Annotated in this window: 12 protein-coding genes, 1 tRNA gene and 2 pseudogenes; 2 read left to right on the top strand and 13 right to left on the bottom strand. The window is 45.7% G+C overall.

Annotated elements, in window-relative coordinates:
* Nucleotides 1-21: 21 nt before the first annotated feature.
* From DXE37_RS03320 to DXE37_RS03330, 3 genes are read right to left on the bottom strand one after another with little or no spacing between them, the layout of a single operon-like run.
* On the bottom strand, nt 22-1182 hold the full coding sequence (locus DXE37_RS03320) for a glycosyltransferase family 9 protein (protein ID WP_114636569.1): 1161 nt from the start codon (nt 1180-1182) through the stop codon (nt 22-24).
* A gap of 14 nt (nt 1183-1196) precedes the next feature.
* Nucleotides 1197-1976: a glycosyltransferase family 2 protein gene (locus DXE37_RS03325; protein ID WP_114636570.1), complete on the bottom strand. Its 780-nt coding sequence runs from the start codon at nt 1974-1976 to the stop codon at nt 1197-1199.
* The gene (locus DXE37_RS03330; protein ID WP_114636571.1) at nt 1977-2735 is read right to left on the bottom strand and encodes a glycosyltransferase family 2 protein; all 759 of its coding nucleotides are present in this window, start codon (nt 2733-2735) and stop codon (nt 1977-1979) included.
* Between the two features lie 10 nt (nt 2736-2745).
* On the opposite strand from DXE37_RS03330, the gene msbA reads away from it, so the two are divergent.
* Entirely contained in the window at nt 2746-4509 is a 1764-nt protein-coding gene (gene msbA, locus DXE37_RS03335) for a lipid A export permease/ATP-binding protein MsbA (RefSeq protein WP_114637525.1), read from the top strand.
* 149 nt (nt 4510-4658) lie between these two features.
* Here msbA and DXE37_RS14480 read toward each other — a convergent pair whose 3' ends face one another.
* From DXE37_RS14480 to DXE37_RS03375, 9 genes and pseudogenes are all read right to left on the bottom strand, one after another.
* A complete protein-coding gene (locus DXE37_RS14480) occupies nt 4659-5129 on the bottom strand; it encodes a ribonuclease E/G (protein WP_462803978.1) in 471 nt (156 codons plus the stop codon).
* Nucleotides 5095-5844 carry a ribonuclease E/G gene (locus DXE37_RS14485; RefSeq protein ID WP_462803979.1) on the bottom strand — a complete coding sequence of 250 codons (750 nt, stop codon included), beginning with the start codon at nt 5842-5844 and terminating at the stop codon, nt 5095-5097. Before DXE37_RS14485 ends, DXE37_RS14480 begins: the two co-directional genes overlap by 35 nt.
* A 187-nt stretch (nt 5845-6031) precedes the next feature.
* A pseudogene (locus DXE37_RS03345) lies at nt 6032-6608 on the bottom strand (Maf family protein).
* Nucleotides 6609-6612: 4 nt separating this feature from the next.
* Nucleotides 6613-7059 (bottom strand): annotated as a pseudogene (gene rlmH / locus DXE37_RS03350) (23S rRNA (pseudouridine(1915)-N(3))-methyltransferase RlmH).
* Nucleotides 7060-7110: 51 nt separating this feature from the next.
* Entirely contained in the window at nt 7111-7473 is a 363-nt protein-coding gene (gene rsfS / locus DXE37_RS03355) for a ribosome silencing factor (protein WP_231971032.1), read from the bottom strand.
* A gap of 37 nt (nt 7474-7510) precedes the next feature.
* Nucleotides 7511-8209 carry a nicotinate (nicotinamide) nucleotide adenylyltransferase gene (gene nadD / locus DXE37_RS03360; RefSeq protein WP_114636572.1) on the bottom strand — a complete coding sequence of 233 codons (699 nt, stop codon included), beginning with the start codon at nt 8207-8209 and terminating at the stop codon, nt 7511-7513.
* A 10-nt stretch (nt 8210-8219) separates the two neighbouring features.
* Entirely contained in the window at nt 8220-9131 is a 912-nt protein-coding gene (gene hemF / locus DXE37_RS03365) for an oxygen-dependent coproporphyrinogen oxidase (protein ID WP_114637526.1), read from the bottom strand.
* Nucleotides 9132-9175: 44 nt separating this feature from the next.
* Nucleotides 9176-10453, bottom strand: a complete 1278-nt coding sequence (gene purD / locus DXE37_RS03370) for a phosphoribosylamine--glycine ligase (RefSeq protein WP_114636573.1) — start codon at nt 10451-10453, stop codon at nt 9176-9178.
* Between the two features lie 56 nt (nt 10454-10509).
* Complete coding sequence (locus DXE37_RS03375) at nt 10510-11229, bottom strand: YebC/PmpR family DNA-binding transcriptional regulator (protein ID WP_114636574.1); 720 nt, start codon at nt 11227-11229, stop codon at nt 10510-10512.
* A gap of 149 nt (nt 11230-11378) precedes the next feature.
* On the opposite strand from DXE37_RS03375, the gene DXE37_RS03380 reads away from it, so the two are divergent.
* Nucleotides 11379-11463, top strand: a tRNA-Leu gene (locus DXE37_RS03380).
* 37 nt (nt 11464-11500) lie between these two features.
* Here the strand turns inward: DXE37_RS03380 and DXE37_RS03385 are convergent.
* On the bottom strand, nt 11501-12442 hold the full coding sequence (locus tag DXE37_RS03385; RefSeq protein WP_114636575.1) for a CysB family HTH-type transcriptional regulator: 942 nt from the start codon (nt 12440-12442) through the stop codon (nt 11501-11503).
* Nucleotides 12443-12489: the final 47 nt, after the last annotated feature.

A 12489-nucleotide genomic window follows, 5' to 3' on the forward strand; every position in this document is an offset into this window, starting at 1 on the left:
CTCCATTTTCCAGTACTTTGTTTATTGGGTTGGCAAGACTTTCTCAATCGCCGCTATCACTTGCTGAGGTTCAAGTAAGTCTAAACATTCGCTGTAACTATCTGCTTTATCTAAACAACCCGCTTTGCGGCAGGGCACGCATTCACCAGGCCCTTGCAAGATAGTGACATTTCCAATAGTTTGGGTTCGGGCGCGCAAATGGTAGGGTTGCTCACCTCTAAAGCCATTGGGCCATGGACCAAAGTTGGTTGGTGGAGTGGCCCCAAGTAGAGTAATCGTGGGCGTATTACAGGCCGTAGCTAAATGGGTAATAGAAGTGTCTACTCCGATATATAAAACTGCATTGCGAATCAAGGTGCCTGCTTGAGGAATGGTTAACTTACCAGCGGCATTAATGACCTGTTTTTTGCAATCATCGTCTAATAGGGAAATGATGTCATGATTAAGTTGTACATCCTGCTTGGCAGGAGAAGCACTCAATGCCACCTGAAAGCCTTGTTTTACCAACCAGGTAATTAACTCTTGCCAATAGGCCAGCGGCCAACGTTTGTAAGCAGTGAGTGGTCCAGGGTGCACCACTACGAAGGGCTGTTTGAGTTCGTTGACAATGGCAGGTGATAAGGGCTCGCCAGCGGGAAGGGTCACAGAGATTGGTTTGCTAAAAAGTTCAGCTGAGTTTTTAAAAAAGCATTCCAGTAGACGTAGTTTTTCGACAATAACATGCTGTTTAAAGTAATCTACATCGACTGTGTGCATGCAGATTAGCTTCTTCCACGCATTTTGTTTCTCACTTTTGCTGCGCTTGTGATTATCCTCAGCATCTTTTCCTTGAGGATGTCCGCCAAGTACGCCAACCCTTCTAAAAGCGGCTACTAGACCATAGAGGTAGGCTCGATCGCTTGGTTGCGTAACAACAGCCAAGTCATAACGTTGAAACAGTCGATTAAAGAGACTGAAGTACTCTTTAAAGCCAGGCCTATCGGATGTTTCAATCACTTCAGCAATATCAGGGTTGCCATAGAGCATTTCTAGCTTACCGCGGTACCCTAAAAAATGAAATTCGGCATTCGGCCAGAGCTCCCTAGCTTTGTTGATAAGCGGTGTAGTTACCAATACGTCACCGATTTGCCTGGTAGCAATAAAGAGCACCTTTTTCGGTTTGAGTTTGGAGTAAGTGGTCATAAAAGAGAGAATGCTTAGAGTGCCTTAGCTAGAATCTTCTCACGCACGCGACGAGCATTCTCGGCAGCATTGCTTTGATCATGTATTTTATGAAATAAGTGAAGCACCTCGGTAGACCAAGAGCCTGATTTCCGTTTGATGTGATGATGTTGCAAACGAAACACAAAATCAGCATCCTCATGACCCCAGCCTGTCATGGTTTCATCAAAGCCATTGATGGCTTCGGCATCGGCTTTCCAGCAGGCCATATTGCAGCCTTTAATACGGCGCCAAACAAATTTTTGATAGTCGCGCCAAGAGCCGTTACCCAGTTTTATCTTAAGAGGCCAGTACTTATTAATGCCACCACTAATGCGCTTACTGATGAGGTTTGAGCAAAAGCGTGCGAAGTCCCATTTTGGCCAAGCGAGCAATTCCTGTGTGAGGTTTTCATCCAGCAGGACTCTACTGCCGGTAACTAAGTAGCCCTTTTGCGCTAATTCACGATGCCTAGCAACAAAGTCCGGCTGGACGATGCAATCACCATCCAGAAAAACGAGGTAGTTCCCATGGGCGGCGGCTATCGTTTGATTGAGTATTCTGGTCTTTCTAAAACCGTCATCCTCTTGCCAGAGGTGGGTGATGGCAATTGGAAGAGAAGCTTTCATTGCCTCAATGACTTGTTTTGTGCTCTCAGTGGAGCCGTCATCGGCAATGATGATTTCAAAATTGTGATCGGTTTGGTCAGCCAGTGACTCAAGGCAGAGCTTTAGTGCTTGTGGCCAGTTATAAGTAGCCAACAATATCGAAATCATTTACCCGCTTCCCGACCTCAAATGCCACAGCTTGATATAGCGGTAATAAGTCCCTTGACCATTGGAGATTGCTAGAGCAAAACCTTGGGGACCATCCAAAAATCCAGCTCGCAGAATATAAGTTCTAAAAAATGCCCAAACTCCATGAAGGACAGCTTTGATTGGGCCACTCGATTTGCCTTTGGCAAATGCTTGTTCTGCTGAGGCGTTGGAGTAGCGATCCAGTTTTTGAAGGACTTGAGAGTAGTTCATAAAACTGTAGTGCAGCAGGGGATTTTCTAGTTTGGCGACCTTAGCATTGGGGATAAGTCGTTCATGAACTAAATCATCAGAAAAACGAGCGGAGCCGCGCTTAAAGAGACGGTCTACATAGTCCGGACTCCAGCCTGAATGGCGAATAAAACGACCGCAGTACCAGGATAGTCTTGGTATTGCAAAGCAGTCGATGTGGGCGCTATGGTGAATCGCTGTCAATATTTCTGAGCGCAGGGCAGGGGTTAAGCGTTCATCGGCGTCCAAAGATAAAACCCACTCGCCAGTTGCTAGATCTAGGGCGCGGTTCTTTTGGGGCCCAAAACCAGGCCAATCTGAGGGCTGGGAAATGGTAGCCTCATAGTTTTTGGCTATTTCCAGGGTGCGATCAGAGCTATTCGTATCGACTACCACTATCTGTTGGGCAATACCTTCCAAGGAGGTCAGACAATCGTCCAAATTGGCCTCTTCATTGCGGGTGATGAGTATGACTGATAAGGCGGGCATAATTCATTATATGAATGCTCAAGACCGAATTGCCCTAAATCGCTTAATTACCTATCTTAGGCCCCATATTGGCTTGATTATTGGGTCGCTTTTAGCCATGGCATTAGTTGCTGGCACCGAAACCTCGATTCCAGCTCTCCTGAAGCCATTATTGGATCGCGGATTTACGGAGCAACTCAATAGCAAGCTGTGGCAAGTGCCCGTCTTTTTGGTGGGTTTGGCATTGGTCCGTAGTTTGGCCCAGTTTTTATCGAACTACCTGCTGACGAGGGTGATCAATTCCGTACTGCTAAAGCTACGTGAGCAAATGTTTCAAACGCTCTTGCACGCTAGCACAACCTTTTTTCAAAAGAATTCTGCATCCAATTTGATTAATGCAGTTGTCTTTGAGGTCAACAATGTCCTCTCGATCATGGGTGGAATGTTAATTAGCTTGGTAAGAGATTCACTAACAGTTGTTGGGCTAATTGGTTACTTAATTTACCTTAACTGGCAGTTAACCTTAGTGGTTCTGATTATTTTTCCTGTGATTGCATTCATCATGAGCAAAATTAATCGTCGCTTGAGAGTGCTTAATAGAGAGCAACAAACGCTGACTAGTGAGCTTGCCTACATTGTGGAAGAGGCTGCTGCTGGTTACAAAATTGTCAAAGTTCACGGCGCAGAAGATTATGAGATGAACCGCTTTAAGGAAAAGGCAGAACGTTTGCGCCAATTTGCACTCAAATCTGCAGTGGCTGGTGGACTGAATCAGCCAATAACTCAGTTGATAGCCTCCATGGCTTTATCAGTAGTGCTGGTGATTGCGTTGATGCAGTCCGCCACGGAAGGCACGACTGTTGGGGCATTTGCTGCATTTATTACAGCAATGATGCTGGTGATCTCTCCGCTGAAGCACTTAGCAGATATTAATCAGCCGCTTCAACGCGGCTTAACTGCTGCAGAAATGATATTTGGACTAATGGATCAACCTTTCGAAGAGGATGAAGATCGCAAGCAGAATATGAAGTCGCTTGATAAAACTAAAGGTGGCATTCGTTTTGAGGATGTTGGATTTTCATATGAGCAAGAAGGTGATCGAAAAGATGCTCTTAGCAATATAAATCTCACCATTAATCCAGGAGAAGTGGTTGCATTTGTTGGTCCTTCTGGTGGCGGAAAATCTACGCTCGTCAACTTATTACCAAGATTCTACAAGCCTACCAGTGGTCATATTTACCTAGATGGCATTCCTTTAGAGGATATTGTGTTGTCTGATGTGCGTCGACAAATCGCATTTGTAAGTCAAGACGTCATTCTATTTAACGATACGATTGCTGCGAATATAGCCTATGGCGCAAACAGTCAAGCAGGTATCGATCGGGGTCGTGTAATGGAAGCTTTAGAGGCTGCCAATTTGAGCGCACTCATTAAAGAGTTACCAGAGGGCATTGACTCTCTAATAGGTGATAACGGTAATCGCTTATCAGGTGGTCAGCGCCAACGTTTAGCAATCGCTCGCGCTATTTACAAAGATGTCCCCATTTTGATTCTTGACGAGGCAACATCAGCTTTAGATTCAGAGTCTGAACGACAAGTTCAAGAGGCTCTAGAAAAACTCATGGCCAATAGAACCACATTAGTGATTGCACATCGCTTATCCACTATCGAGCATGCTGACAGAATTGTAGTTTTAGAACACGGCAAAATTATTGAGAATGGTTCTCACGAAGATCTCATTAAGCAAGATGGACTCTATGCGAATCTGCATCGCATTCAATTCTCAAACGCCTAATAGAATTAAACGCAATCAGAAAAATTAACTCAGAACGATGTCGTATTGCTCTTGGCGGAAACTGCCCTCGGCTTAAAGGGTGATTGGTTTTCCAATGAAATCACCTAGCTGTGCCAAAAATTGATTTTCTTCTTCGAGGAATAGGTCAATCACATTGGGGCTGCAACAATTCTAAATTCACGAGGATTGAATTGGTGATGTTCTCGAACAATTTCCCGCAGAATTTCATAGCAAACCGTTTGCGCTGTTTTAACCTCACCTTTTCCAAGGCAGGTAGCACAGGGTTCACAGGTAATGTGGGCCAATGACTCACGGGTGCGTTTGCGTGTCATCTCCACTAAGCCTAAGGAAGAAAAATCGCTGACAGAAGTGCGCGCATGATCTCTCTCAAGATTACGTTTAAGCGCATGCAATACAGATTCTTGATGATCCTTGCTAATCATGTCGATAAAATCAATAATAATGATCCCGCCGAGATTGCGAAGTCCGAAGTTGTCTAGCGATCGCCTGAGCTGCTTCAAGGTTAGTTTTAAAGACAGTGTCATCCAGATTGCGTGCGCCCACATAGCTCTGCCAGTGTTTACATCAATGGTTGTCATAGACTCTGTTTGATCGATCATGAGGTAGTCCGCCTGACTTGAGGTCTACGCGTCGACCAAGTGCTTTATTAATCTCAGCATCTACATCAAATAAATCAAATAGCGCCCGCTCACCTCTGTGTAATGTCAGCTTGTACAGTAAATTGGGCATGTAGACAGTGGTGAATGCTTTGAGTTTTTCAAAATTCTTGTTGGAGTCCACTCGGATCTGGCTGGTTTGTTTACCAGCAACATCACGCAAAACCCGCTCTGCCAGACTAAGGTCTTGATAGAGTAGGGTGGGAGCTGCGTTGTGTTTTATTGCCGCATGAATGTTTTCCCAAGTGGTGCGAAGGTAGAGCATGTCGTGCTGTAGCTCCGTATCGGATGCATTTTGAGCGCTAGCTCGGACGATAATGCCGCCTTTTTCGTCTGGCGCCATAAGACTTGCCAAACGAGCTTTAATAGTTTCACGCTCTTCAGGTTGATCGATGCGCTGAGGACACCAATATATTTTTCTGTGGCTGTATCCACCGTCCGCAGGGGGTAGGTAGACTAAATTGTGTCCAGCTATGCTGAGTTGGGTGGTGAGGCGAGCACCCTTAGTCCCCAGCGGATCCTTTAAGACCTGCACTAAAAGAGTTTGACCCTCAAATAATAATTTTTCAATTTGAGCTTGAGGGTTGTTTTGAGTAATGTCAGCAACGTGCATAAAAGCAGTACGCTCTAGACCAATCTCAATAAAAGCAGATTGCATGCCTGGCAATACACGCACTACTTTAGCTAAGTAGATATTGCCAACAATGCCGCGTACGTTCGATTTGCAACTCTTGAATAGCGCCTTGCTGAATTAATGCAACTCGGGTTTCTTGAGGTGTGATGTTGATTAGTATTTCTTCATTCATACGCGAGCCAGACCAGCAATTTCTAGTAAATTTTGAGTTTCAAGGTAAGCCCATGATACCGCTATAGCTTCCCTGAATGGATGGAATCAAAGTACCCCCTAGGCCTTGAATACCATAAGCCCCCGGCTTTGCCAAAGGGCTCGTCACTCGCAATATAGGCTTGTATTTGATCGGGAGATAAGTCTGCAAATTGAACTTTAGATATTTGCACAAGCAGTATGGGGCTTTCATTTGGATTCATAGTTAGTGCCACTGCTGTTAATACTTCGTGTAATTTGCCACTGAGCATAATCAGAATGCGTTCTGCATCTACTGCATCAATTGGTTTGCCCAGAATTTCACCGTCAGGGCTATTGGGTAGGCTAACCGTAGTATCGGCACAGAGAATAGGTGCCCATGGCAAGCCGCTCTTTTGCCATCTAGTAAGAGCAGCAGCGCTCTTAGCTAAGGTAACTTGCTCTACATAGATGCGCGCTTTTTCTTGAGGAAGAGGGGCTTCAATGCTTTCGCTATCCTCGCCTGAATTAGGCAAGAGCATTTCAAAGCGTACGCCGATTTGTTTTAAGAGTTTTTGGCGACGAGGGCTTTGTGAGGCAAGGTAAACGTAAGAGTACAAGGGATTACTCGCGATAGTAGGGGTGGCCCCTGCAGAATAGTCCAGGCTCGATACAGCTGCTCTACCAATAAGACTCTGCCATTGCGTGTGGAAATGTCAGACTAGAGAGGCGCCACATGGCTTGCGCACTAGTTTTTAAGCTGGAATCCAAGTCATCGGCGCCACCGATTAAAAAAGTAATATCAAAATCCTCTTGGCGCCAGCTAGCGAGTTGAGTTGCTAGATTTTAAGTAATTTGGTCTTTTCCGCGCTCATCTAATGCGATGATTCTAGATCCCTTGGGGATGGCGGCCGATATTTTGACTGCTTCTTTAGCGGGAGTGAGATCAGGCTTGATCTCTTTGATTTCGATGCTGCAATCCGCAAGCATTCGTTTGATGTAGTCATGAGTTGCCGTAGCAACCCCCCAATCGGGCATCTTATGGCCAACTGAAACAATGGTGAGGCGCATCGATGCGGCTTGTGCTGAAGTTATTCTTCGTTGTCTTCAGATTCGCTGGCTTTAGCAAGCCCTTTTGCTACCCGCTAACTTCACGCGTACTGGCTTGGCGCCCCACATACCTTCAAGCTGATAGTAAGAGCGGAGTATGGGTTGCAAAATATGTACGACGATATCGCCACAATCTACCAATACCCACTCGCCAGTTTCCAAGCCTTCGATAGAGATGACTTCTCCACCTTTGGCATTCACCTCCTCTTTGACTGACATTGCCAAAGACCGTGTTTGACGATTGCTTGAGCCAGTGGCGATCACCACGCGATCAAACAATTCGCTTAATTTAGTGGTGTCGTAAACGCGGATGTCCTGTGCTTTCACATCTTCTAGGGCATCAATCACGACGCGTTGTAATTTACGTAAGTCCATATTTTCTCGGCAATAATTTTTTAGATTTAGGGTGATCTTAACTTGATTGCTGATACAAGCCCAGTTTTGTAATGATTTCTAGGGTATGGGTGGGGATTTTCTTAGAAGCTATAGAGCTTCTTGAGGATGACTTCAGCTGCCCCCTCAGTTCGGTAGAGGATAGGTCAACATTGAGGCTTTTATCGATGTATATGAGGCCTGCAGGGCTATTTTCAAGGGCGGCGGCCTGCATGGTTTGGTGATCTTCTAAAAATTGGTGGACCTCAGGGTTCATTTTTTGTTTTAAATCATGGCGAGGTCTATTCGCTACAGCAAAATTGACGTACTGACTGAGTTTTTCCCAAGAATTCCAATTCGGTAGCGCCACTAAAGAATCTACCCCCATGAGCCAATTGAGGCTGGCACTGGAGCCAAAACGCTCGCGTAACGCCTTAACAGTGTCGATTGCGTAACTCGGTCTAGCACGATCAATTTCGATCCGATCAATTCCTGCTTGTGTTGGAATCTTTAGATATAAAAATGCACGAGCCAAATCAATGCCAGCAGCCTCTGTTAGTTGTAAGCGCGTTTCAGCAGGTGTAATTCCGCTCCCTTTTTGCCAAGGTTCGCCACTAGGGATGAGCAATAAGGCGTCAAGCTTTAATAATTTCGCAAAATGGGTGGCCAAGCGAAGATGGCCAACATGAGGAGGATCAAAGGTGCCCCCAAGAATGCCAATTTTTTTAATGGTGCTCAATGACGGATGCTCAAGCTAGCCAATCACGCGGCTTCAAATAATAATCATAGAGTTTGGCCTCTGGTGTGCCGGGCTCTGGGTGCCAGTTGTACCGCCATTGAACCACTGGCGGCATCGACATCAGAATGGATTCTGTGCGACCGCCAGAGTGCAGCCCAAAGATGGTTCCTCGATCAAAAATGAGATTGTACTCTACATATCGACCACGTCGGTATTCTTGAAAAGATTTTTCTGCCGAGGTAAAGCTATCCTGATAACGCCGTTCCACAATCGGTGGATAAGCGTCAATGAAGGCGTTACCCACTGCGCGAGTCATGGCAAAACTTTGCTCAAAGCCGAGCTCATTAAAGTCGTCGAAGAAAATCCCCCCAATACCGCGCGGTTCTTCGCGATGCTTTAGGTAAAAATATTCATCGCACCATTTTTTGAAGCGTGGATAAAGCTCCTCACCAAAAGGATCTAATGCATTTTTAGCGGTTTGATGAAAGTGTTTGCAGTCTTCATCGACGCCATAATACGGGGTAAGATCAAAGCCGCCCCCAAACCACCAAACTGGCTCCTTGCCTGGTGCTTGAGCGATAAAGCAGCGGACGTTCATATGGGTGGTGGGAACCTTGGGGTTGTTTGGATGAAATACCAAAGACACACCCATTGCTTCAAAACTTCGTCCCGCCACTTCTGGGCGATGATGTGATGCTGAGGGGGGCATTTGATCGCCACGAACGTGGGAGAAGCCTACGCCACCCTTTTCTAGAATATTGCCACCATCCGAAATGCAGGTGCGACCATATCCTTTGAGTTTGCTATCTTCAGGCTTATGCCATTCATCCACGATAAAGACTTTGCCATCTAATGCGCTCATCGCACTTGTGATGCGATCTTGTAGGCCTAAAAAATAATCTTTTAAGGCGGCGATATCGATTTGAGTAAATTTATCTGACAAGGAAGCTTTGACTTTATGAGGATTTACTTGATTGCGCGGTAACCAATATCTTTACGATATTGCATGCCGTCAAACTGAATTTGATTGATTGCTTCGTATGCCTTTTGTTGTGCGCCACGAACAGTGTCCGCCAAACCAACAATACACATCACCCGACCGCCAGATGTTACTAGTTTGCCATCTTGTAGCTTGGTGCCAGCGTGGAAAGTGATTTGGTCTTCGGTATCAGCTGGTATGCCAGTAATCTCATCTCCAGCACGAGGGGTATCAGGATAGTGATGGGCTGCAAGAACGACACCTAGTGCAGTGCGGCGATCCCACTCCAATTCCACTTCATTCAGCTTGCCATCTACAGCATGGTCTAAGGCATTGACAAGATCGCTGCGTAAACGTGCCATGATGGGCTGTGTTTCAGGGTCACCCATGCGACAGTTAAATTCTAAAGTTTTGATCTTCCCATCTGGGGCAATCATGAGACCGGCATATAAGAAGCCTGTATAAGGGATGCCGTCAGATTGCATGCCTTTCACTGTTGGCATGATGACTTCACGTAATGCGCGCGCATGGATTTCAGGTGTCACTACTGGAGCAGGTGAGTAGGCACCCATACCGCCAGTATTAGGACCTTGATCTGCATCTAGTAAACGTTTGTGATCTTGACTTGTTGCCAAAGCAAGAACATTTTTGCCATCCACTAAAACAATAAAGCTAGCCTCTTCGCCTGTGAGAAATTCTTCAATCACTACTCTAGCGCCTGCGTTACCTAATTTGTTGTCAGCGAGCATCATGTCAACAGCAACATGCGCTTCTTCAAGGCTTATGGCAACCACCACACCTTTGCCAGCAGCAAGACCATCAGCTTTAATTACAATCGGCGCACCTTTTGAGTCAATATAAGCATGTGCCTCAAGTGCATTCGAGAAGGTTTGATAATCAACAGTGGGAATGCCATGCCGCTTCATAAAAGCCTTAGAGAAATCTTTGGAAGACTCCAGTTGGGCTGCTAATTGCGTAGGTCCAAAAATACGCAGACCGTTGTTGCGGAATACATCGACGATGCCAGCAGCGAGTGGGGCCTCAGGGCCAACTACTGTGAGGTGAATTTTTTCACGCTTGGCAAAATCAGCCAACGCTTGTAATCCAGTAATCGGTAAGTTTTCAATGCCCGCGGCAGCTTGCTTTGCGGTAGCAGTCCCGCCATTACCAGGCGCAACATAGACTTTTTGTACTTGAGACGATTGCGCTAATTTCCAGGCTAAAGCGTGTTCACGTCCGCCAGATCCGATCAATAAAATTTTCATAACAAGCTATCAGTAGTGTAGTGATGAGTGGGAAATTAAAAGTAATGTAAGTAAATTTAAAGAGCAGCGTTTGTAAATACTTCCTGTACATCATCCAAATTCTCTAATGCATCAAGCAGCTTCTGCGTACTTTCTGCCTGCTCACCCTTAAGGGTGATTTCAGTCTCAGGGCGCATGGTAACAGTAGCCAGCTCAGGTTTGAGACCTGCCTTGCTAATGGCATTTTGAACTTTTGAAAAATCAGGTACAGGGGATAAGACCTCCAGGGATCCATCATCATGCGTAATCACATCTTCTGCGCCAGCATCTAAGGCTACCTCCATGAGTTGATCTTCGCTGGTGCCTGGAGCAAATAACATTTGACCGCAGTGCTTAAACAAGAAGGCAACGGAACCCTCGGTCCCCATATTGCCGCCATTTTTATTAAATGCGTGGCGTACCTCTGCAACGGTGCGGGTGCGGTTATCTGTCAAGCAATCAACAATAATGGCAGCGCCATTGATGCCATAACCTTCATAACGAATTTCTTCATAGTTTACCCCCTCAAGAGATCCGGTGCCGCGCTGAATCGCTCTTTGAACGTTATCGTTGGGCATATTAGAGTCTTTGGCTTTATCAATAGCCAGGCGTAATCGCGGGTTAGTCGCAATATCGCCCCCGCCCAGTTTGGCGGCTACAGTAATTTCTTTGATGAGTTTGGTCCAAATCTTGCCGCGTTTTTCGTCCTGACGACCTTTGCGGTGCTGAATATTGGCCCATTTCGAATGGCCGGCCATACGGGTAATTCCTTTTAATAATTTGGCTAGAAGCCCTCATTTTAAGGGGTTCTATGCCCAAGGTAGGGGGTAACAACACATTTTTTGTTACACTCTCATGTTTTAGCAGTATCTCAGTATCTTAAGCAGATTTTCCACTGTAAACACCTGCCTCGGTGATGGAATTGGTAGACGTGCCGGACTCAAAATCCGGTGCCGCAAGGCGTGGCGGTTCGAGTCCGCCCCGAGGCACCATCAAAGACTTGTCAGTCTTTGATCATTCCCAAATAATTTAAATCTCGTAAGTGTCTGCCTCGCTCGACATGGCTTGCTCAACAATTTTCTTGGTGAGCGTGGGAGAGAAGAGTTCAATAAATGTATATACAAATGAGCGCAAGTACGCTCCTTGTTTAAAACCAAGATGGGTAACATTGTTTCCGAATAAATGACCTGCTGGTATCACTTTGAGATTGCGATCTCGATCAGGGTCATATGCATGACCAGCAACAATGCCGATACCCATACCGGTCTCTACATAAGTTTTAATGACGTCAGCATCAATAGCTTCCAAAATAATGTCTGGCGTAATGTTTCTTTGTGCAAAGGCCGCATCAATTTTGCTACGACCTGCAAATGCTTTGTCATAGGTGATGATTGGATACTTGGCGATCTCTTCTAAGGTAAGCGTGGCTTGATTCAGAAGGGGGTGGCTTAATGGCACCATCAGCACGTGTTGCCATTGATAACCGGGTAAAGCAAGCACCCCAGGAGTATTGGCGATGCCTTCTGTGGCAATTGCAATATCCGCGCGATCATGCGTCAATAATTCCGCAATTTGTCTGGGACTACCTTGCTGGATACTGACTTTTACCTTTGGAAATCGTTTGGTAAATTCGGTTAGCACCTTAGGGAGTGCGTAACGTGCTTGCGTGTGAGTTGTGGCGATCACAAAACTACCTTGATCTTGACTGGCAAAATCTTTGCCAACTCTTTTGAGGGTTTCGACCTCATCTAAGATGCGCTCAATGGAGCTCAAAATGCGTTTGCCAGGCTCTGTAAGGGAGCGAATACGCTTTCCATGACGACGAAAGATTTCTACCCCTAGCTCATCTTCCAGCTCAATGATTGCTTTAGATACTCCTGGCTGAGAGGTAAATAGTGCCTTTGCGACGGTCGTTAAGTTGAAATTTTGCCTAACGGCTTCCCGTACGAAACGGAATTGATGAAGATTCATAAGATTCCTATCTATATATCAACAAAGATATAGGAATCAAATTCTAA

This window comes from Polynucleobacter necessarius (genome assembly GCF_900095205.1).
GTDB lineage: Bacteria > Pseudomonadota > Gammaproteobacteria > Burkholderiales > Burkholderiaceae > Polynucleobacter > Polynucleobacter necessarius_E.